The organism is Kitasatospora sp. NPDC058063, from assembly GCF_042885395.1.
GTDB lineage: Bacteria > Actinomycetota > Actinomycetes > Streptomycetales > Streptomycetaceae > Kitasatospora > Kitasatospora lactacystinica.
Genome location: NZ_JBHVSD010000006.1, coordinates 186,636 through 206,347, shown reverse-complemented (window position 1 = coordinate 206,347; position 19,712 = coordinate 186,636). Strand labels below are relative to the sequence as shown.

Sequence of the window (19,712 nt, the reverse complement as noted above, 5' to 3'; positions counted from 1 at the left end):
GCCGACAGAGTTCCGGCACAAGCGGAAGCGTCTGTCCGTGAAACGTCGCGCTGCGGTCATCGGGCTTCGGCCACCAGGTCCTTCCGGCCGCCTGCCCGGCGGCGCTGCCGGGCCGGCGGCCCAACTCGTCCGCCTCTCGCCCCGAAAGGAGTACTGCGATGCCTTGTCAGGAGCCGAAACCGCCGCCGCCGAGGCCGGTGGGCCCGCGCACCCCCCGCCCGCCGGACCGGTAGGCCGGCGATCACGATTTCCAGCACGTCGAGAGGAGCAGAACATGGGCAAGCACGGTGGAGGGCCCGGCGGCGACGGGCCCGGTACGGCGGGCGGAGGCAAGGGCGGCAGCCACTCCGGGAAGCCGGACACGGCGTCGCAGGACGGCAAGCGGGACGCGTCGCCCACCAACCTGCCCAAGCCGTCGAAGCCTTGAGGGGGGACTGTCGCGTGAAATGGGACGCGCTGACTGACGACCTCCGGGAGTCCGGGGCGTTGTCGGCCGACTGGGAGCCGGCGTTCCGGGGCGTGCCCCGCCGACTGTTCGTTCCGGACCGGATCCGCCACGGGGGTGGGTGGATCGACCGGTCGGAATGCCCGGTCGAGTGGGGCGAGTTGGTCGAATCCGACATCCCGCTGGTGACCCGGCTGGACGAGGACGGGCGCACGCCGTCCTCGTCCAGCTCGATGCCCACCGTCGTGGCCCAGATGCTCCGGCACCTGCAAGTCTCCGACGGCATGCGGGTGCTGGACGTCGGCACCGGTACGGGCTGGACGGCCGGGCTGCTGGCCCGTCGGCTCGGGGCGGAGCACGTCACCACCGTCGAGCTGGATCCTGAACTCGCCGCTGCTGCGCGGTGCCGTTTGGAGGTAAATCGCCTGCTGGCAAGGACGGTTGTCGGCGATGGCATGCTCGGCCATCCGGCGGCCGCGCCGTACGACCGGGTTCACGTCACCGCCGCCGTGCAGCGTGTCCCCGGCGCGTTGATCGAGCAGACGCTGCCCGGGGGTGTGATTGTCGTCCCGTACGGCACGGCGTTCTGCAACGGCGGGCTGCTGAAGCTCACCGTCGCCGACGACGGCCGTTCCGCGAGCGGGCCGTTCGTCGAGGACGTCGCCTTCATGTGGGTGCGGGGCCAGCGCCCCGGGAGCGGCGAGTTCGAGATCGAGGACGTCCGGCACGGCCCGTCCGAACTCGACCCCGCTGTGGTGGCGGAGGGCACCGACGCGGCCTTCGCGATCGGGCTGCGGTTGCCGGGGCTGTTCCGGCAGGAGGTGTCGGCGGGCTACGACCGGCTCGGTACCGGCCGGTTGGAGGTGTGGGACGGGGTCTCGTACGCCCACTGCCGCCTGGCCGACTGGGAGGGCAGGCACGCCGTCGCGCAGTCCGGCCCCCGCAGCCTGTGGGACGAGCTGACCGCCGCCCACGCCTGGTGGCGGCGCCAGGGTGAGCCGGGTCTCGACCGGTTCGGCCTGACCGTCACTGTCGCGGGCGAGCACCGGGTGTGGCTGGACGAGCCGGACCACGTGGTCGGTTGATGTGGGGTGGTGCGAAGCGCGTCCTGGGCTTACGAGCCTGGGGCGCGCTGGCTTGTGCGCGCTCGCGCCGCCCGAATGGGTGATCAGGAAAGAAGTGTGACGGGACGTTACGGAATTACGGTGAAGATTGCGGTGCCGGGCGCTCTCGGAAGGGGCGCTCGGTGCGTGAGCAGAAGTTACCCCGGCGGTGCGCCAACACCCCGGGGTTCGGCACCAGGAGTAAAGGCTCCCGAATGCAGATTCATCGTATCCCCATGCATGCCCCCGGGTACACGATCCTCGACAACGGCCACGTCGTCCGTAAGCACTCGCTGAGTTGGGCCGCGCGCGGGCTGCTGAGCTACCTGCTCAGCCTGCCGGACGGCGCACGCGAGGACGTGCGGACGCTCGCCGCCAAGAGCGTGGAGGGGCGGACGACCGTCGCGCGGGCGCTCAGGGAGCTGGAGGCGGCCGGGCACTACGTGCGGCGGACCCAGCGCGATCCGCTGACCGGGCAGGTGCGGACGGTCGTTTCGGTGCACGAGGCGCCGGTGACGGGCAAGGCGGTGCACACGGTGCCGCCGCTTCCCGCGTCCCCGGCCGCCGGTGTTCCAGGTCCAGGCGATCCAGTCGCCGGGAAGGCGGGAAGCCCTTCCAAGGAACTGAAATCAAAGGAAGCGGAACAACCTTCCGTCCGTCCCTCCGAGAAGTTGACGGCCGGGATGGCACTGCTGCTCGAACTCGGGCACAGGGAGCCCCGGCTGGCCCTGGCGGGGAAGCCGTTGTGCGACCAGGCCGCCCGGGTGGAGGGGCTGTTGGCGGGCGGGTGGACGCGGGAGGCACTGACCGGGATCCTGTCGGCGCCGCTGCCGGGGAGGGTCACGCACAGCGTGGGGGCGGTCCTGGCGGGGCGGATCACCAAGCTGCCGGCCGTTCCGGCGGCACGAGGTGCGACAGACGGGCCGCGCCGGCACGAGTGCCCCGGGCGGGGCGGGATGTGCGGGCGGCCCGTGGCCGGGGCCGGGCAGGTGTGCGGGGCGTGCCGTTAGCGCTCCGGCGGCCGGAAGGTGACCGGGGCGTCGAAGGCGGCGCGGCGGGTGGTGCGGCGCAGGGCGCGCAGGACGGGGGTGCCGAGGGTGAGGCAGAGAACGACGGTCAGGGCGGCTCGCGGCAGGTCCCAGCCGAGCGACGTGGTCAGGCAGTAGGCGGCGAAGCGGACCAGGTTGGCCGGCAGTGGGTCGCCGGGGTGGAAGGAGATGGAGCCGGCCAGGCCGCCGATGTACGGCCAGCCCTGGAGGTTCATGATCGTGCCGTAGAGGAGGGACGCGACGGCGCCGTAGGCCGCGAGCAGCCAGAGTTCGCGGCGGCCGCGCAGGGAAGCGGGGCCCGGCAGCAGCCCCGCGCCCAGGCACACCCACCCCATCGCCAGCATCTGGAACGGCAGCCACGGCCCCACTCCGCCCGTCAGCAGCGCGGAGGCGAACATCGACAGCGAGCCGAGCACGAACCCGAAGCCCGGTCCGAGCACCCGCCCGGAGAGCACCATCAGGAAGAACATCGGCTCCAGCCCCGCCGTGCCCGCGCCGAGCGGCCGCAGCGCCGCGCCCGCCGCGGCCAGGACGCCCAGCAGGGCGACGGACTTGGCGTCCAGCCCGGGCGCCCCGCCGCCCGCCGAGCGGCCTTCGGAGATCTGGGCGATGACGACGGCGAGCAGCAGCGGCAGCAGCAGGGCGAACAGCCACGGCGCGTCCGCGGAGTGGCCGACCAGCGCCGACCCGGTGGAGGCGAGCAGCGGCCAGCCGAAGGCCGTCACGCCGACGGCGGTGACGAGGAGCAGCGCCGTGACGGACCGGCGCCCCAGGGGGACGGGACGAGTGCTCATGCGCCCAGCGCCTCCGCGACCTGCCCGACGGTGAGCCACGGCCCGGGCGCCAGCACCTTGGCGACCTGCGGGGCGAAGGCCGGCGAGGAGACCACCACCTCCGCGGTCGGCCCGTCCGCGACGATCTCGCCCTCGGCCAGGATCACGGTGCGGTGGGCGAGTTCGGCGGCCAGTTCGACGTCGTGGGTGGCGAGGAGCACGGCGTGGTCCTCGGCGGCGAGGGCCCGCAGGATCTCCACCAGCCGGGCCTTGGCGGCGTAGTCGAGGCCGCGGGTCGGCTCGTCGAGGAGCAGCAGCGGGGGCCGGGCGGTGAGCACGACGGCGAGGGCGAGGGTGAGCCGCTGGCCCTCGGAGAGGTCGCGCGGGTGGGCGTCGTCGGCGATGCCGGGCAGCAGGCGTTCCACCAGGGCGCGGCAGGTGCCGGCGGCGGCGCCCGCGTCGGTGTCGGCCGCGGCGCATTCGGCGGCGACCGATTCGCCGTAGAGCAGGTCGCGCGGTTCCTGCGGGACGAGGCCGACCTCGCGGATCAGTTCGGCGGGGCGGGTGCGGTGCGGGGTGCGGCCGCCGACCCTGACGCTGCCGGAGGCCGGGGCGTGCAGGCCGACCAGGCTGCCGAGCAGGGTGGACTTGCCGGCGCCGTTGCGGCCCATCAGGGCGGTGATCTCGCCGGGGCGAAGCGCGAGGTCCACGCCGCGCAGGGCGGGGACCGGCCCGCGCCGGACGGCGAGGCGGTCGGCAACGGCGATGGGGGTGCCGGACGAGGAGCCGACAGCGGCGGGCGTCCGGCCGTCCAGTTCGGCGCGCAGCGGGGCGGCCTTGCGGCGCGCGTCGCGGACCGAGAGCGGCAGCGGCCGCCAGCCCGCGAGCCGGCCGAGGCCGACCACCGGCGGGTGCACCGGGGAGTGCGCCATCACCTCGGCGGGCTCGCCGAGGACGGGCGGGGCGCCGGGGGTGAGCAGCAGCACCTGGTCGGCGTACTGGACGACGCGTTCCAGCCGGTGCTCGGCCATCAGCACGGTGGTGCCGAGGTCGTGCACCAGCCGCTGGAGGACGGACAGCACCTCCTCGGCCGCGCCCGGGTCGAGTGCCGAGGTGGGTTCGTCCAGGATCAGTACGCGGGGGTGCACGGTGAGCACCGAGCCGATCGCGACGCGCTGCTGCTGGCCGCCGGAGAGGGTGGTCAGCGAGCGGTCGCGCAGGTCGGCGAGGCCGAGCAGGTCGAGGGTCTCCTCGACCCGGCGGCGCATCACGTCGCCCGGCAGGCCCAGGGACTCCATGCCGTAGGCGAGTTCGTCCTCCACCGTGTCGGTGACGAAGTGCGCAAGTGGGTCCTGCCCCACGGTGCCGACCAGGTCGGCGAGTTCGCGCGGCCGGTGCTCGCGGGTGTCCCGGCCGCCGACGGTGACCCGGCCGTGCAGCACCCCGCCGGTGAAGTGCGGCACCAGGCCGCTGACCGTCCCCAGCAGGGTGGACTTGCCGGAGCCGGACGGGCCCACCAGCAGGCAGAGTTCGCCCTCGGGGACGGTGAGGTCGACGCCGCCGAGCGCGGGCGCGGCGGCGTCCGCGTACCGGACGGAGACCTGCTCGAAGGTGATCACGATGCCCTCCGGGGCGGGGTCGGGGCGGCGAACGCCGGCACCAGGCCGAGCAGGACGGTCAGCACGGCGGTCAGGGGCAGCGCGGGGACGGTCGGTGGGACGACGGTGGGGGCGAAGGCGGCCGGGTCCCGCGCGGCCAGGTAGACGGTGAGGGCCGCCACGGCCACGCCGGAACCGGCGGTCAGCCACTCCGGGAGGGCCCACGGGTCCGGCCGGTAGCGGCTCCTGACGGAGCGTCGGCCACCGAGCAGCAGTCCGGCGAAGGCGGCGGCCAGGCCGAGCAGCAGGACGGGCAGCGCCCAGCCCGCGCCGCCGGCCGTCAGCAGCCCGTACGCGGCCAGGCAGACCCCGAGCAGCCCGGCCAGGGTGAGCGCGGCCGTCGCCCGGGCGAGCCGTCGCGGGACGTCGGCGGTGCGGCCGAAGCCCCGGGTGTCCATCGCGGCGGCCAGCGCGATGGACCGCTCCAACGCGCCCTCCAGTACCGGGATTCCGACGCTCAGCACGGCGGCGACGCCCTTGTCGGTGCGGCCGCGCAGGCGCCGTGCGGCACGCAGTCGGCGGACGTCCGCGACCAGGTTGGGCGCGAAGGTCATCGCCACGACGACGGCGACGCCCGCCTCGTAGAGCGCGCCGGGCAGGGTGCGCAGCAGGCGGGCGGGGCTGGCGAGGGAGTTGGCGGCGCCGACGCAGATCAGCAGGGTGGCCAGCCGCAGCCCGTCGTACAGTGCGGCGAGCAGCCCCTCGGCGGTGACCCGGCCGCCGATCCGCACGCCCTGCGCCCAGACGGGCAGCGGGAGTTCGGGCAGGGTGAACAGCACGTGGGTGCCGGCGACCGGCGAGCCGAGGAACACGGCGAACACCAGCCGGATGCCGAGCACCAGCAGGCCCAGCCGCAGGAACGCCCCGTACGAGCGCGACCAGGGCGCATCGCCGCGCCGGGCCGCGACCACGTACCCGGCGACGGCGGCGAGCAGTAGCAGGATCGCCGGGTTGGTGGTGCGGGTGGCCGCCGCGCCCAGCCCGAGCGCCCACAACCACCAGGCCCCGGGGTGCAGTTGACGGGGGCCGGTGGGCGGCCGGGTGCTACGGGCGGTGCTGCTCACGGTGATTCCTGGGTGGGGGACGTTAGGGGTGACGGCGGCGGCGCGCCTGCCGGACGGCACCGCCGGCGAGGACGGCGACCAGCGCGCCACCGGCGATCAGGCCGATGTCGGGGCCGCTGCCGCTGCTGCCGCCGCCCTGGTCGGCGGGCCGGGCCGCGCCCGCCGCGCCGATCGGGTCGCCGCAACCCGCTTGCGGGTACCCGGCGATGGCGCACAGCAGCCCGTTGGTGTCGTAGCGCAGCGGCGGGGCGACGGTGGCCAGCACCTCGGCCGAGGTGGCGCGGGGCGCGACGGCGGCGCAGGCGGTCCGCTGCCCGGGCGCCGGGGCGGCGGACGAACCGGCGTCCTCGGCGGTCCCGAAGTCCAGCACGACGGCCACCCGCTTGCGGCCCTCCTGGGCGGGCGTGTCCGCGCAGATCTCGGTGAAGCCCCCGGCGGTCCGGGGCTTCGCGGCGTCCTGCCCGCCGTCCGGGCTCAGCGCGAACCGCCACCCGTCCACCGCGCCGTCCGGCGGCACCGCGATGGCGGGCCCCTGCTGCTGGTACGTCCAGGCTCCGCCCTCGGCGCCGCGCCAGAACGACCAGTAGCGGTAGCCGGCGGCCTGCGCGGGGGCGGCGGAGGCGAGCACCAGGACCGCCCCGAGGAGGGGCAGGAGCAGCACGGCGACGGCCCGGCGGCTGCGGACGCCGGCGCCCGCCGGGGCGGGGCGGGGTGCGGGGCGCATCAGAGGTGGGGGTTGCGCTTGCGCTGGAGGCTGAGCACGAGGCCGCCGCCGATGCCGACGAGGAGGCCGACGCCGATGAGCCAGTACTGGCCGATGCCGCCGTCCTTCTTCTCCTTCGGGGCCTCCGTCGCCGAGGCGGCGGCTTCGGCGGCCTTGGGCGCCGGGCCGAGGGCGGTGAGCTGGCCGGTCAGGGCGGCGGTGTCGCGGTGGGCGGCCTGGGAGACCAGCAGGAGGGTGGCGGTGGCGCCGGCGTCGGTGCCGCCCTTGGTCCAGGTGGCGCCCTCCTTGGTGAGCCAGTCGACGGCGCCGGCGGCCTGCTGGGGGTGGCCGCTCTGGGTGAGGGCGAGGGCGGCCCAGGCGGTGGCGGTGTAGTCCGGAGTGGGGGCGGCGCCGGGGGTGGTGAGGGTGAGGTGGTCGCCGCCGGCCGCGAGCTGGGCGGTCAGGTAGGCGCCGACGGCCTCGCCGGACTCCGCGTGCGCAACCGGGGCCGAGGAGGCCGAGGAGCCCTGGGCGGCCGGGGCGTCGGAGGCGCACGCCAGGGCCTTGGGCGCGGCGTCGGCGTGCACCGAGCCGGCGACCGGCAGGTGGCCGCCGCTCGCGGCGAGCGCGGCCTGGGCGCTGGCCAGGGTGTTCGGGGTGAGGGCGCCGACGGCCGTGTCGAACTGGTAGGCGAAGGCGCCGCGCTGGTCGGCGGGGGCGGCGCAGCCGAGCTGGAAGAGGGCGAGCCCGTCGAAGGCGGACCGGCCGGCCTTGGCGACGCCGGCCGGGTCGGTCTTGGCGGCGAACAGCGCGTTGACGGCGAGGCCGGTGGAGTCGGCGTCGCCGGGGCTGCCCGGGTTGTAGGCCCAGCTGCCGTCGGCGTTCTGGTTGGCCTTGAGCCAGCCGACGCCCTTGTCGACGGCCTCCTGGTGCCCGCCGAGGGCGACCAGGGCCTGGACGGCGACGGCGGTGGCGTTGCTGTCCTCGGTCTTGGGGTCGCAGGCCGCGCCGGCGGCCCGGTACGACGGCCAGCCGCCGTCCTCGCACTGCTGGCCGGTGAGCCAGCCGACGGCCGAGTCGGCCGGGGTGACCTTGGCCGCCGTCAGCGCGGTGAGCGCCAGCGACTGTCGCCAGACGCCGTCGTACGTCGGGTCGCCCTTGCCGTACAGCCCGTCGGGGAGGGCGGCGGGGGTCGGCGCGGGGCTGTCGGCGAGGGCCGGTCCTGCGGCGATGCCGGTGAGCAGCGCGGCGGACAGGGCGGCGGCGCCCAGGCGGGCGGCGGTCAGCATGGTGCGGGTGTGCCTTTCGGTGAGCGGTGGTGGCCCGGGCGGGGCCGTTCCGTAGTCCTCGACGGTGCCGGGCGCGGGCGTCCGGACGGGCCGCTCGCCCCTCCCCGGGTGCTCCGACTCGTCCGGGCGGCCGAGGGCGGCGCCGGTCTCACGGCTGCGGGGTCAGCGCCGGATTCGCACCGGCTTTCCCCGGGGGAGGAGCGGGATGGAGTTGTGCCGACTGTCGACTCTAGCCGCCGGAGCACGACGAGCTGCCCGGGGCGGGCAGGAACAGGTTCCAGTCGGCGGCGGGAGGAGGACGGTTCACGGCAGGGTGAGCAGCCGGGCCGCGGTGTGCAGGTCGGCCCGTACCTCGGCGATCGAGGCGCGGCCGGAGAGCCAGGCGACCAGCGCCGAGTGCCAGGTGTGCTCGATCACCCGCACCGCCGCGCGCTGGCTCCCGGTGGGCGGTCCGGACTGGCCGATCGCGTCCAGGATGAGCTGTCCGGTGGCCACGCTGACCTGGTCCACCTCGGCCCCGACCGAGCGGTCCGCGAAGGACAGCGCCCGGACCATGGCCTCGGCCAGCAGCGGCTCGCGCTGCAGCGCGTGGAAGGCCCGGGTGAGGGTGTCGGCGACCCGCAGCGCCGGTTCGAGGTCGGTCGGCGGGTGGCGCCGGATGTGCTCGTGGAGGCCCTGCAGCTGCTCCAGCATCACCGCCACCAGCAGGTGCACCTTGGACGGGAAGTACCGGTAGAGCGTGCCGAGGGCGACCTGCGCGCTCTCCGCGACCTCCCGCATCTGCACCGCCTCGTACCCGCCGCGCACCGCCAGTGCGGTGGCGGCCCGCAGGATGCGCCGGCGCCGTTCGGCCTGGCGCGCGGTCAGCGGCGGCTCGCCCGGAGGGGAGACCGGCGGCAACGTCGAAGGAGGGGGTGGCGGCAAGGGGGCTCCCGGGCGGGCGAGAGTGGCGGCGTGCTCCACAGGTCGGCAGGATTCGGCGTGGCGGGAATCACCAGCCCTGGCTCCTGGGGAAAAGCTACGGGCCGGTATCTTCGAGGTCTCTCATTGTTCACGTGGTCGACGACGAGTTCCCCAGCCACTGAAACCTGATCTACTTTAGCGACCGGAAGCACGACCGGCAGCACCGATAGCAGCTAGAGAAGAGGGCCCAGGATGACCGCGCAGCCGCTGCGGATTGCCCTGCTGTCGTACCGCGGTGACCCCTTCTGCGGGGGTCAGGGCGTGTACGTACGACACCTCTCCCGCGAGCTGGCACGGCTCGGCCACCACGTGGACGTGATCGGTGCCCAGCCCTACCCGGTGCTCGACGAGGTCGACGGCCCCGGCTCGGTGCGCCTGGTGGAGCTGCCCAGCCTGGACCTCTACCGCGCCGACGACCCCTTCCGCACCCCGGCCCGGGGCGAGTTCCGCGGCCCGGTGGACGTGCTGGAGTTCGCCACCATGCGCACCGGCGGCTTCCCCGAGCCGCTCACCTTCTCGCTGCGCGCCCGCCAGTACCTGGCCGCCCACAAGGGCCGCTACGACGTGGTCCACGACAACCAGACCCTCGGCTACGGCCTGCTCGGCCTGGCCCGGCACGGCTTCCCGCTGGTCACCACGATCCACCACCCGATCACCGTGGACCGGCAGCTGGAGCTGGACGCCGCCACCACCCGGGGCAAGCGGCTCTCGCTGCGCCGCTGGTACGCCTTCACCCGGATGCAGCGCCGGGTCGCCGCCCGGCTGGACCACGTGATCACCGTCTCCGGGACCTCGCAGCGCGAGATCGCCGAGCACCTGGGCGCCGCGCCGGACGCGATCTCGGTGGTGCCGATCGGCGCCGACACCCGGCTCTGGTCGCCCTCGGCGGAGATCGGGCGCGTCCCCGGCCGGATCGTCACCACCTCCAGCGCGGACGTCCCGCTGAAGGGCCTGGTCTTCCTGGTCGAGGCGCTCGCCAAGGTGCGCACCGAGCGGGACGCCCACCTGGTGGTGGTCGGCAAGCCGCAGAAGGAGGACGGGCCGGTGGCCGAGGCGGTGCGCCGCTTCGGGCTGGCCGGGCACATCGAGTTCCGCAGCGGACTGACCGACCGCGAGCTGGTCGACCTCTACCGCTCGGCCGAGGTGGCCTGCGTCCCCTCCCTGTACGAGGGCTTCTCGCTGCCCGCCGCCGAGGCGATGGCCACCGGCACCCCGCTGGTCGCCACCACCGGCGGGGCGATCCCCGAGGTGGCCGGGCCGGACGGGGAGACCTGCCTGGCGGTGCCGCCGGGGGAGGCGGACGCGCTGGCCGCCGCGCTCGGCCGGCTGCTGGACGACCCCGAGCTGCGGGCCGGACTCGGTGCGGCCGGACGGCGGCGGGTGCTGGCCCGGTTCACCTGGGAGCGGGCGGCCGAGCTGACCGCCGAGGCCTACCGGGCGGCGATCGCCACCGGCGCCGGCGCCCGGGCCCGGTCGGGGCCGGGCTGGCGGTACGTGGCCTAGGGCCCTGTCGACGCGCACGGGAGGTCGGCGGCCCGGTCGGCGGCCCGGCCGGTGACGGCGGGTCGGTGACGGCGGGTCGGTGACGGCGGGTCGGGGCCCGCCCGGCGCAGCGCGACGTGCTGAACGAAGCCTGACGAGGCGTCAAGAACGCTTGGCAGCAATAGGAATGGGAGTCCAGCAGTGCTGACCGTCGATTTCTCGCGCTTCCCGCTCGCCCCTGGCGACCGGGTGCTCGACCTGGGCTGCGGCGGGGGCCGGCACGCGTTCGAGTGCTACCGCCGCGGCGCCAACGTGATCGCCCTCGACCAGAACGCCGGGGAGATCGCCGAGGTCAGGAAGTGGTTCGCGGCGATGGAGCAGGCCGGTGAGGCCCCCGAGGGGGCGTCGGCGGTCGCCATGGAGGGCAACGCGCTGGCCCTGCCGTTCGAGGACGAGTCCTTCGACAAGATCATCATCTCCGAGGTGATGGAGCACATCCCGGACGACAAGGGCGTGCTCGACGAGATGTTCCGGGTCCTCAAGCCGGGCGGCCTGCTCGCCGTCACCGTGCCGCGCTGGCTGCCCGAGAAGATCTGCTGGGCCCTGTCCGACGAGTACCACGCGAACGAGGGCGGCCACATCCGGATCTACCGGGGCGACGAGCTGCTCGGCAAGCTCAAGGACGCCGGCCTGGAGCCGTACGGCACCCACCACGCGCACGCGCTGCACTCGCCGTACTGGTGGATCAAGTGCGCGGTCGGCGTCGACAACGACAAGGCGCTGCCGGTGAAGGCGTACCACCAGCTGCTGGTCTGGGACATCGTCGGCACCCCGGTGATCAGCAGCCTCACCAAGGCCGCCGAGCGGGCGCTCAACCCGGTGATCGGCAAGAGCTTCGTCGCGTACGCCTCCAAGCCCAACCGCGCGCCGGGCAGGACGGCATGACCGCCGCCGTCCCCGAGGTGCTGCTGCTCGACGGGGTGCTCGACGCCGAGCAGGCCGCCGACACCGTCCGCAGCATCCTGGCCGAGCAGCGCCCCGACGGCGCCATACCGTGGTTCGCCGGCCACCACCTCGACCCCTGGGACCACACCGAGGCCGCGATGGCCCTCGACACGGCCGGCGAGCACGCCGCCGCCGAGGCCGCCTACCGCTGGCTCGCCGCCGCCCAGAACCCGGACGGTTCCTGGTACGCCGCCTACACCGACGGCGTGGTCACCGACCGGGCCAAGGAGAGCAACTTCTGCGCGTACGTCGCGGTCGGGGTCTGGCACCACCACCTCAGCACCGGCGACGACGCCTTCCTGGAGTGGATCTGGCCGGTCGTCCGGCGCGCCCTGGACTTCATCGTCGGACTGCGGCTGCCCGGCGGCCCGATCGCCTGGCGGGTCTCCGAGGACGGCACCGCCACCGACGAGGCGCTGCTCACCGGCTCGTCCAGCATCCTCCACGCGCTGCGCTGCGGCCTGGCCGTCGCCGAGTACCTGGAGGAGCCGCAGCCCGACTGGGAGCTCGCGGCCGGGCGGCTGGGGCACGCCGTCTCCCACCACCCCGAGCGGTTCCTGGACAAGGACCGCTACTCGATGGACTGGTACTACCCGGTGCTCGGCACCGGCCTGCGCGGCGACGCGGCGGTGGCCCGGATCGAGCGGGACTGGGAGCGCTTCGTCGTCCCCGGCCTCGGCGTGCGCTGCGTCAGCGACCGCCCGTGGGTGACCGGCGGGGAGAGCGCCGAGCTGGCGCTCGCGCTCTGGGCGATCGGCCAGTCCGACCGCGCGGTGGACATCCTGCGCTGGATCCAGAAGCACCTGCGGCACGAGGACGGCTCGTACTGGACCGGGTACGTCTTCGAGGACGACGCGATCTGGCCGGAGGAGCGCACCACCTGGACGGCCGGGGCGCTGCTGCTCGCGGTGGCCGCGCTCGGCGGGGACCCGGCGACGGTCTCGGTCTTCGGCGGGGAGCAGCTGCCGGCCGGGCTGGTGGTCGAGGACTGCTGCTGAGCCGGACGCGCGTGCGACAGCCGTGCGCGCGAGCGGGCAGGCGGGCGCGCAGTCGGACGCGTACGGCGATCGAGCGTGCGGACGCGTACGGCGGTCGAGCGCGCGTACGGAAGGCGGGCGCTCATGCGAAGGGGCGGGACCGAAGAACCGGTCCCGCCCCTTCGCGGTACGTGCCCGCGGGCGGTCAGCCGCGCTGGATGCCCGTGGTGTCGGCCAGCACGCCCTGGCTGCCGTCCGGCAGCTGCGCGACCAGCGCGGCGCCGCGCTGCTCGACGGCCAGGTACCAGGTGCCCGGCACGACCTCGCCGACCGGGGCGCCGGCCGGGTTGTCCTTCGGGGCCAGCTGGCGCGGGGCCGGGACGGCGAACCAGAACGGCTGGAAGTCCGCCGCCGGGGCGGCCGCCTGCTGCTGCGCGGCCGGGGCCGGCTGCGGCACCGGGGCGCCGGCGTCGTGCGGCTGGACCGGCTGGCCGGGCTGCGGCTGGCCGGCGCCCGGGTAGCCGTAGCCGCCCTGGCCGCCGAACGCCGGGTCGTGGCCCTGGGCCGGGTAGCCGTACTGACCGGGCTGGCCGGGCGCACCCGGGTGACCGGGCTGGCCCGGGTAGCCGTACTGGCCGGGGACGGCCGCCGGGCGGTCGGAGACCAGCGGGGCCTTCAGCGCGGGCACCAGGGGGCTCGCGGCGGCCGCGCCGGCGAGCACGATCAGCGCGATGAAGCCGAGCCAGGCGCCGAAGCCGTGGCTGACGTTCGGGCCGTACGGGCTGGCGCCCAGGGACCAGACCGAGGTCCACAGCGCGGCGACCGCGAAGGCGATGCCCCACTGGTCGAGTCGCAGGCCGAGGACCTGTCGGTTGGCCGCGGCCTGGCCCTGGAAGCGCTGCACCAGGATCAGCGCGGCGGCGACGATGCCGAGCAGGTAGATCGAGGGCAGGACGGGGAACAGATCGGTGCTCCACGCGTTCTTTGAGGCGTCCGCACAGAGCCGGCCGCTGCAGTCCGCGGCCAGATAGGGCAGGAAGGAGGCGATGAAGAGCAGGACGGCCGCGCCTGCGACGGCGGCGTCTCCCCTGGTGAGAGCGCGCAGATTCACTAACGTTCCCCTCGTTGACGTGTCGTGGACGGTGGTTCGTACGGTCGGGCCGACCGGCCGAAACTCCCGAACGGACCAGAAGCCTAGGCCCAACCGTCCTGCCGGTGCACGGCGGGACCGGGAATGGGGCGAAGTCGTTGCAAACCGTGCGGTCCGGGCGGAGCGTCGTCCTCCGGGGGTGTGCGGTTCAACTCCCGTGTCGCTCTTCGGTCTTCTCTTGGGTCGTCAGGAACGCGGTCAGCGCGTCGGCGATCCCCTGGGCCGCCTGCTGGCGCCACTGAGGGTCCGTCATCCGCTTCGCGTCCGTCGAGTTGCGCATGTTACCGCACTCGATGAACACCTTGGGGACGGTGGAGAGGTTGAGGCCGCCCAGGTCGGAGCGGGTGTCCAGGCCGTCCTTGGCGATGTAGTCCGCGTACGGTTCGCCGGTCGCGGCGTGGAACCGCTCGCGCAGCAGGAGGCCGAGCCGGTGCGAGGGATCGACGACGGCCGCGTTGTCCGCCTTTCCGGCCACCACCCTGGCGGGCATGATCACGTGGAATCCGCTGCCGCTCGCCGGGCCGCCGTCCCCGTGCACCGAGAGCGCGACGTCGGCGTGCGCGTCGGCGCCCGCGCGGGCGCGTTCGTCGATGCACGGGCCCCAGGGGCGGTCGCCGTCCTGCGCCAGCACCACCTTGGCGCCCAGGGCGGTCAGGATGGCGCGGGCCCGGCGGGAGACGTCCAGGGTGTACTCGGCCTCGGAGTAGCCCGCGTTGGTCTCGGTGCCGGTGGTGTCGCACTCCTTGCGGGCGTTGCCGATGTCCACCTGACGGTTGATCTCGGCGGTGTGGGCGGAGTTGCCGGGGTTGTGGCCGGGGTCGAGCAGGACGGTGCGGCCGGCCAGGACGGTGGCGGTGTCGGCGGGCGGGGCCGGGGTCCCGGCCGAGGGGGCGCTGCCGGCGGGGCCGCTGTCGGTGGGCGCCGGCGCGACCGGAGGGGTGAGGGGCGTGCCGGTGGCGGCCGGCTGGTCCGTGGCCGTCGGAGCCGCACTCGGAGCCGGGGGCTCGGTGGCCGGGGCCGAGCCCGGGGACGACCTGGCCGGGGCCGCCGCGGCGCCCGCCGGGCCGGAGTGGTCGAGGGCCCGCCAGCCGAACCAGCCCGCCGTGCAGAGCGGAACGGCCACGGCCGCGGCCGTGGTGGCGCGCAGCAGGGCGGAGCGGCGGGGCGGTCGGGCGGCGGAACCGGTCACTGGTCGGTCAGATCCTGTCCTGGGTGCGCGGAGTCAGACCGTAGTTCTTCGCGATCACGTTCCACTTGGTCATGAAGTCCGTCTTCGCCTGGGTGGCCTTCGGGTTGAGCTCGTCCGCGCGCTTCTTGTCGGGGGTGGCCGGGGCCCTGCCGGTGCAGCCCTGGGCGGCGACGGCGCGCGCCCAGCTCGCGTACGCCTTGTCGATGTCGGCCGACAGCTGCCAGGCGGACTTCAGCGAGTTCACCGCGTCCGCGCCGCCCGGCACGTCCGTGACGGTCAGTTGGGAGAGCTTGGCCAGCAGGGCGGCCCGCTGGCTCGCGCCGTTGTCGAAGTCCTGCGCGGCGCTCTCGATGTCGGCCTTCGGCGGGCAGCTGGTCACCTTGGCGACGGCGCTGCCGATCGGGGCCTTGGCGTTCTCGCCCTCGCTGAGCAGGCTGTCCAGCGCCTGGGCCTGCGCGCCGGCGGCCGGACCGGGGCCGGTCGCGGTCGGGGACGGCGTGCCGGTGGGCGGGCCGGAGGCGCTCGCGGAGGCGCTCGGCGCGCCGTCCGCGCCCGTGGGCGCGGGGGCGGGCGGCAGGTTGTCCGGGCCGGTCGCCGGGGCGGAGGCCGGGGCGGGCGCGGCCCGGTCGTCCTTGTCGCCGCCCTGGAGGGCGAACAGCAGGCCGCCGCCGAGCGCCAGCACCAGCAGCACGGCCAGGCCGATCAGCAGCGGGGTCCTGCGGTTGGTGGGCCGGTCCTCGTCGTCCCCGTGGCCGGTCGGACGGTCGGGCTGGGTGCCGTAGGGGGGCTGGGCGCCGTACGGGGACTGCGGCGGGGCGGCGGGCGGCTGCAGGAGGTAGTCGTAGCCGGGGGCCTGCTGCGGTGCCTGCTGCGGGGCGTGGGACTGCGGACCCGCGTGGGAGGGGAACGGCGAGGCCGGGGGCGGGGCGGCCGGGGGCGGCGGCGCGGTGGGGAACAGCCGGGCGGTCGGCGGATCGTAGCCGGGCGAGGCGGCCAGGTACGGGCGGGCGCCCAGCGGCGGGCCCTGGTCGCCGACGGCGCCGGGCCCGGGCGGCGGGGCCATCGGGCCGGGGTGGGCGGCGGACTGCGGAGCCGCTGACTGCGAGGCGGCGGGAGGCTGGGGGGCGGCGGGAGCCCCGGGGGCGGACTGCGCGTCGGCCGGGCGCTGCGGGCCGCGCACCCAGCCGCCGGCGCCGCCTCGCGCGGTGGGGTCCCAGACCGCCGGAGCGCTGTTCTGCTGGTCCGTCATGTCGCTGCTGGCCCCCACCGTCCGCCGATGCTCTGCGCTCTGCCTGGTGCTGCGCGGCCACCGTACCGTTCGAACCCCCGCCCGACAGCCCTGGCACGACGTTAGAGCATCGGTGCGGGGACGCGGGAACGAACGCGCTACCGGGCGGCTCGGCGCAGGACCCGCAGGGAGCCCGTCACCGAGACCTCCTCGAAGCCCTCGGCCAGCGCCCGCAGGTACACCCGGTACGGGGCCTGGCCGCCGTCCGCCGGATCCGGGAAGACGTCGTGCACCACCAGCAGGCCCTCCGGCGCCAGGTGCGGCACCCAGCCCTCGTAGTCGCCGGTCGCGTGCTCGTCGGTGTGCCCGCCGTCGATGAACACCAGGCCCAGCGGGCGCCCCCACAGGGCGGCGATCCGCGGCGAACGGCCGACCAGCGCCACCACGTGCTCCTCCAGCCCGGCGGCGTGCAGGGTGCGGCGGAACCTCGGCAGGGTGTCCATCAGCCCGACCTCGGGGTCGACCAGCGTCGAGTCGTGGTACTCCCAGCCGGGCTGCTGCTCCTCCGAACCGCGGTGGTGGTCGACGGTCAGCGCGACCGTCCCGGCCTCCCGCGCCGCCGCCGCGAGCAGGATCGCCGACCGGCCGCAGTAGGTGCCGATCTCCAGCACCGGCAGCCCGGTGCCGCGCGCCACCGCCACCGCCGCCGCGTACAGCGCGAGCCCCTCGTCCACCGGCATGAACCCGGTGGCCTCCTCGAACGCCGCCAGCACCTCGGGCGCCGGCTCGGCGCTCAGCAGCAGGTCGGACATGCGGTGCTCCTCGGGGGTCGGGACGCGGGCGGACGTGCACGGACCCTACTCGACGGTAGCGGTGGCGGCGGCGCCGGGGCGGCCGGTACCGCGCGGGCTCACCGCGCCCGGCCGCCGACCTGCTCGCCGCCCGGTCGCCGGTCAGCCGGCGAGCAGGTCGGCGGCGATCCGGGCGCGGTGCGGGGCCAGCTCGGCGGCGATCGCCCCGACCTCGGCGGGGGCGGCGGTGACGGCGGCCGGCCGGGCCTCCGCGCGCTCGACCAGCGCGATCCGCAGATGGGTCGGCGGGTGGGTGGAGTCCACGGCGGCACGGTCACGGGCGCTGAGCCGCAGCAGGCGCTCGCGCTCGGTGGCGGGGACGGAGCCGAGGTGCTCGCGCAGCCGCTCCCAGAGCAGGTCCGGGGCGGGCGGCTTCGGCTGCTCGGGCTGCTCCGGCTGCTCGGCCGTCCGGCCCCGGCCGCGGCGGACCGTCCGGGGACGCCGGCGCTCCTCGGCGCGGATCCGGTCCACGGCCGTGCACACCGGGCCGAACAGCAGGAACGTCGCGAGCAGGCCACCGGCCGCCTCGCTGCCGCCGACCCGCACGGCGAGGGCGTCCGCGCGGTACTCGGCCTGCTGCCCGGCACGGGAGGTGAGCCGGTCGAACAGGTACAGGCCCTGGAGCAGCAGCCAGGCGACGGCCCGCAGGACGACCGCGCCGACCATCGCGCCGATCCGGATCAGCAGCGAGACCTCGTCGCCGGAGCCGCGGCCCGGACGGTCGGGCCGGACCATGTCGTACCAGGCCGCGAGCGCCACGATCGCGCTGTGCAGCCAGAGCGAGCGCCGGTGGTCGCCGTTGACGTGATGGCCGAACTCGTGGCCGAGCAGGGCGATCCGCTGCCGGTCGTCCAGCACCTCCCAGAGCGGCAGACCCAGGTGGAGGACGGGACGGCGGCGCAGCCCGACCAGCCCGTAGGAGGCGTTGAACTCGTCGGTGACCTCGATCGCGGCCACCGGCGCGGCACCGAGTTCGGCGGCCACCCGGTCCGCCAGCCCGTACAGCGCCGGGGCCGAGGCCCGGTCGAGGACGTTCTCGCGCGGCACCCGGCCGAGCCGGGGGCGCAGCGCGACCGCGATCACCAGCGCCACCGCGCCGGCGCAGCGTTGCACCGTGCTCCCGGTGACGAGCAGCCAGAGCGCCAGGCAGAACAGGCCGACGGTGACCAGGTGGACCGGAGCGGCGGCGGCGGAGGCCAGCAGCCAGTCGCGGCGGGCGGTGGGGGAGTCGCCGCCCGCGGCCTGCTCCTCGAACAGCCGGTCGGTGCGCTCGGCCGCCGCCCGCTCGCGCCGGGTGGGCGCGGCGGTGCCGTCCTGGCCGGGGGACAGGTTCCAGTCGCAGGCCGGGCACCAGGCGGTGAAGCGCCGGTCGGCGGTCAGCGCGGCGTCGCAGCGGGGGCAGGGCCCGCCGTGGGCGGGCCGCTCGGGGGAGGTCGGCGCAGACATCGGAGGCGACGTCGGCGACGACATCGGTGGGGGTATCGACACGGTGGTGATCATGGCGTGTTCCGGTGGCGGAAGGACAGCGGCTTCGCACAGTTCCGCCGGTCGGATGTTGTGGAACGCGTTCTCGTCGCGCCGCGCCGCCCGTGCCAGAATCGGCGCGACCGCCGATCCGAGGAACACCAGGCACCCAGGGAGCAGCACCATGCGCGCAGCCGTCCTGCACAAGACCGGCCAGGAAACCCTCGACGTCCGCGAGGACGTGACGGCCGTGGGCTTCGGGCCGGGCACCGTACGGGTCCGGATGCGCGCCGCCAGCCTCTGCCACTCGGACCTCTCCGCGATGAGCGGCGTGCTGCCGCAGCCCGCGCCGTTCGTTCCCGGGCACGAGGGCGCCGGGGACGTGCTGGAGGTGGGCGAGGGCGTCACCGGCCTCGCCGCCGGTGACCGGGTGGTGCTCTGCTGGATGGCCCCGTGCGGCCGCTGCGACCACTGCCGCCGGGACCGCGGCCACCTGTGCATCGCCAGCCTGCGCGGCCTCGGCGCCCCGGGCTTCCGGATCGCCGAGGGCGAGCTGAACGCCTCCGGCTTCTACGGCACCGGGGCCTTCGCCGAGGAGGTCGTGGTCGCGGCGAACGCCGTCATCAAGGTGCCCGCCGACCTCCCCTACGAGGCCGCCGCGCTGATCGGCTGCGGCGTGACCACGGGCATCGGCGCCGCCGTGAACACCGCCCGGGTCGAGCCCGGCGCCTCCGTCGCGGTGATCGGGGCGGGCGGGGTCGGCGTGGCCACCGTGCAGGGCGCCCGGGTCTGCGGCGCCGGCCGGATCACCGTCGTCGACCCGGTGGCCTCGCGCCGCGAGCGCGCCCTGGCCTTCGGCGCCACCGAGGCGATCGCGCCCGAGGAACTGAAGGCGGCGGCCAGGACGCTGCCCGGCGGCGGCTTCGACTACGTCTTCGAGGCGGTCGGCCGCGCGGCCACCGTCCGGGCCGGCTACGAGGCCGCCCGGCGCGGCGGCGCGGTGGTGGTCATCGGCGCGGGCGCGCAGGACGACCTCGCGCAGTTCACCATGGGCGAGCTGTTCTTCAACGAGAAGCGCCTGCTGCCCTCGCTGTACGGCGGGGCGACGGTGACGCGCACCATCGGGCTGGTCGTGGACCTCTGGCGGGCCGGGCGGATCGACCTCGACGGGATGGTCAGCCACCGGGTGGGGCTCGCCGACGTCAACGAGGCGATCGCGCAGATGCGCAGCGGCGAGGCGCTGCGGACGGTCGTCACGATGGACTGAGGGCCGGGCCGGGTGCGGGTGCGGGCACGGCCGGGCGGGCCCGGGAAAGAGC

At 75.6% G+C, this 19,712-nt stretch carries 18 protein-coding genes and 1 riboswitch; of the genes, 7 read left to right on the top strand and 11 right to left on the bottom strand.

Annotated features, from left to right (window positions below; genetic code table 11):
• The first annotated feature begins 274 nt into the window (after positions 1–274).
• The 3 genes from ACFVUY_RS12620 (at position 275) to ACFVUY_RS12610 (ending at position 2,558) form a co-directional block, all read left to right on the top strand.
• Positions 275–427, top strand: a complete 153-nt coding sequence (locus tag ACFVUY_RS12620; RefSeq protein ID WP_387729571.1) for a hypothetical protein — start codon at positions 275–277, stop codon at positions 425–427.
• A 14-nt stretch (positions 428–441) separates the two neighbouring features.
• Positions 442–1,530 (top strand): methyltransferase domain-containing protein, encoded by a 1,089-nt coding sequence (locus tag ACFVUY_RS12615; protein WP_387729569.1) that lies wholly within the window; start codon positions 442–444, stop codon positions 1,528–1,530.
• Between the two features lie 254 nt (positions 1,531–1,784).
• Complete coding sequence (locus tag ACFVUY_RS12610) at positions 1,785–2,558, top strand: helix-turn-helix domain-containing protein (protein WP_387729567.1); 774 nt, start codon at positions 1,785–1,787, stop codon at positions 2,556–2,558.
• Here ACFVUY_RS12610 and ACFVUY_RS12605 read toward each other — a convergent pair.
• The 6 genes from ACFVUY_RS12605 to ACFVUY_RS12580 form a co-directional block, all read right to left on the bottom strand.
• Positions 2,555–3,391, bottom strand: coding sequence for an ECF transporter S component (locus ACFVUY_RS12605; RefSeq protein ID WP_387729564.1), 837 nt, complete (start codon positions 3,389–3,391; stop codon positions 2,555–2,557). The two genes, ACFVUY_RS12610 and ACFVUY_RS12605, sit on opposite strands and share 4 nt — an antisense overlap.
• Positions 3,388–4,989 carry an ABC transporter ATP-binding protein gene (locus tag ACFVUY_RS12600; RefSeq protein WP_387729561.1) on the bottom strand — a complete coding sequence of 534 codons (1,602 nt, stop codon included), beginning with the start codon at positions 4,987–4,989 and terminating at the stop codon, positions 3,388–3,390. The genes ACFVUY_RS12605 and ACFVUY_RS12600 overlap by 4 nt, the downstream gene beginning before the upstream one ends.
• A complete protein-coding gene (locus ACFVUY_RS12595) occupies positions 4,986–6,098 on the bottom strand; it encodes a CbiQ family ECF transporter T component (protein WP_387729758.1) in 1,113 nt (370 codons plus the stop codon). The genes ACFVUY_RS12600 and ACFVUY_RS12595 overlap by 4 nt, the downstream gene beginning before the upstream one ends.
• Before the next feature lie 16 nt (positions 6,099–6,114).
• Entirely contained in the window at positions 6,115–6,816 is a 702-nt protein-coding gene (locus tag ACFVUY_RS12590) for an SCO2322 family protein (RefSeq protein WP_387729558.1), read from the bottom strand.
• Complete coding sequence (locus ACFVUY_RS12585) at positions 6,816–8,084, bottom strand: prenyltransferase/squalene oxidase repeat-containing protein (protein WP_387729556.1); 1,269 nt, start codon at positions 8,082–8,084, stop codon at positions 6,816–6,818. Before ACFVUY_RS12585 ends, ACFVUY_RS12590 begins: the two co-directional genes overlap by 1 nt.
• A 106-nt stretch (positions 8,085–8,190) precedes the next feature.
• Positions 8,191–8,274: riboswitch (cobalamin riboswitch) on the bottom strand.
• A 113-nt stretch (positions 8,275–8,387) separates the two neighbouring features.
• Positions 8,388–8,984 (bottom strand): TetR family transcriptional regulator, encoded by a 597-nt coding sequence (locus ACFVUY_RS12580; protein WP_359896874.1) that lies wholly within the window; start codon positions 8,982–8,984, stop codon positions 8,388–8,390.
• Positions 8,985–9,239: 255 nt separating this feature from the next.
• Here ACFVUY_RS12580 and ACFVUY_RS12575 point away from each other — a divergent pair, with 255 nt between their 5' ends.
• The 3 genes from ACFVUY_RS12575 (at position 9,240) to ACFVUY_RS12565 (ending at position 12,532) form a co-directional block, all read left to right on the top strand.
• Complete coding sequence (locus ACFVUY_RS12575; protein ID WP_387689435.1) at positions 9,240–10,550, top strand: glycosyltransferase family 4 protein; 1,311 nt, start codon at positions 9,240–9,242, stop codon at positions 10,548–10,550.
• Positions 10,551–10,730: 180 nt separating this feature from the next.
• Positions 10,731–11,474, top strand: a complete 744-nt coding sequence (locus ACFVUY_RS12570; protein WP_387689432.1) for a class I SAM-dependent methyltransferase — start codon at positions 10,731–10,733, stop codon at positions 11,472–11,474.
• Positions 11,471–12,532: a prenyltransferase gene (locus ACFVUY_RS12565; protein ID WP_380352536.1), complete on the top strand. Its 1,062-nt coding sequence runs from the start codon at positions 11,471–11,473 to the stop codon at positions 12,530–12,532. Before ACFVUY_RS12570 ends, ACFVUY_RS12565 begins: the two co-directional genes overlap by 4 nt.
• Before the next feature lie 184 nt (positions 12,533–12,716).
• Here ACFVUY_RS12565 and ACFVUY_RS12560 read toward each other — a convergent pair whose 3' ends face one another.
• The 5 genes from ACFVUY_RS12560 to ACFVUY_RS12540 form a co-directional block, all read right to left on the bottom strand.
• On the bottom strand, positions 12,717–13,622 hold the full coding sequence (locus tag ACFVUY_RS12560; RefSeq protein WP_387729552.1) for a hypothetical protein: 906 nt from the start codon (positions 13,620–13,622) through the stop codon (positions 12,717–12,719).
• Positions 13,623–13,809: 187 nt separating this feature from the next.
• Positions 13,810–14,850 carry an N-acetylmuramoyl-L-alanine amidase gene (locus ACFVUY_RS12555; protein ID WP_387729550.1) on the bottom strand — a complete coding sequence of 347 codons (1,041 nt, stop codon included), beginning with the start codon at positions 14,848–14,850 and terminating at the stop codon, positions 13,810–13,812.
• Positions 14,851–14,857: 7 nt separating this feature from the next.
• Complete coding sequence (locus tag ACFVUY_RS12550; RefSeq protein ID WP_387729547.1) at positions 14,858–16,099, bottom strand: hypothetical protein; 1,242 nt, start codon at positions 16,097–16,099, stop codon at positions 14,858–14,860.
• Positions 16,100–16,236: 137 nt separating this feature from the next.
• Positions 16,237–16,890, bottom strand: coding sequence for a class I SAM-dependent methyltransferase (locus ACFVUY_RS12545; protein ID WP_359896888.1), 654 nt, complete (start codon positions 16,888–16,890; stop codon positions 16,237–16,239).
• 141 nt (positions 16,891–17,031) lie between these two features.
• On the bottom strand, positions 17,032–18,375 hold the full coding sequence (locus ACFVUY_RS12540) for a M48 family metalloprotease (protein WP_387729545.1): 1,344 nt from the start codon (positions 18,373–18,375) through the stop codon (positions 17,032–17,034).
• A gap of 202 nt (positions 18,376–18,577) precedes the next feature.
• Here ACFVUY_RS12540 and ACFVUY_RS12535 point away from each other — a divergent pair, with 202 nt between their 5' ends.
• The gene (locus ACFVUY_RS12535; protein WP_387729544.1) at positions 18,578–19,660 is read left to right on the top strand and encodes an alcohol dehydrogenase catalytic domain-containing protein; all 1,083 of its coding nucleotides are present in this window, start codon (positions 18,578–18,580) and stop codon (positions 19,658–19,660) included.
• The last annotated feature ends 52 nt before the right edge of the window (positions 19,661–19,712 follow it).

What these genes read in the sequence shown, in the direction of transcription:
- ACFVUY_RS12610 (WP_387729567.1), top strand. Translation starts at nt 1,785, where the DNA reads ATGCATGCCCCCGGGTACACGATCCTCGACAACGGCCACGTCGTCCGT.
- ACFVUY_RS12575 (WP_387689435.1), top strand. Translation starts at nt 9,240, where the DNA reads ATGACCGCGCAGCCGCTGCGGATTGCCCTGCTGTCGTACCGCGGTGAC.
- ACFVUY_RS12565 (WP_380352536.1), top strand. Translation starts at nt 11,471, where the DNA reads ATGACCGCCGCCGTCCCCGAGGTGCTGCTGCTCGACGGGGTGCTCGAC.
- ACFVUY_RS12535 (WP_387729544.1), top strand. Translation starts at nt 18,578, where the DNA reads ATGCGCGCAGCCGTCCTGCACAAGACCGGCCAGGAAACCCTCGACGTC.
- ACFVUY_RS12590 (WP_387729558.1), bottom strand. Translation starts at nt 6,816, where the DNA reads ATGCGCCCCGCACCCCGCCCCGCCCCGGCGGGCGCCGGCGTCCGCAGC.
- ACFVUY_RS12620 (WP_387729571.1), top strand. Translation starts at nt 275, where the DNA reads ATGGGCAAGCACGGTGGAGGGCCCGGCGGCGACGGGCCCGGTACGGCG.
- ACFVUY_RS12540 (WP_387729545.1), bottom strand. Translation starts at nt 18,375, where the DNA reads ATGTCTGCGCCGACCTCCCCCGAGCGGCCCGCCCACGGCGGGCCCTGC.
- ACFVUY_RS12550 (WP_387729547.1), bottom strand. Translation starts at nt 16,099, where the DNA reads ATGACGGACCAGCAGAACAGCGCTCCGGCGGTCTGGGACCCCACCGCG.
- ACFVUY_RS12545 (WP_359896888.1), bottom strand. Translation starts at nt 16,890, where the DNA reads ATGTCCGACCTGCTGCTGAGCGCCGAGCCGGCGCCCGAGGTGCTGGCG.
- ACFVUY_RS12605 (WP_387729564.1), bottom strand. Translation starts at nt 3,391, where the DNA reads ATGAGCACTCGTCCCGTCCCCCTGGGGCGCCGGTCCGTCACGGCGCTG.
- ACFVUY_RS12585 (WP_387729556.1), bottom strand. Translation starts at nt 8,084, where the DNA reads ATGCTGACCGCCGCCCGCCTGGGCGCCGCCGCCCTGTCCGCCGCGCTG.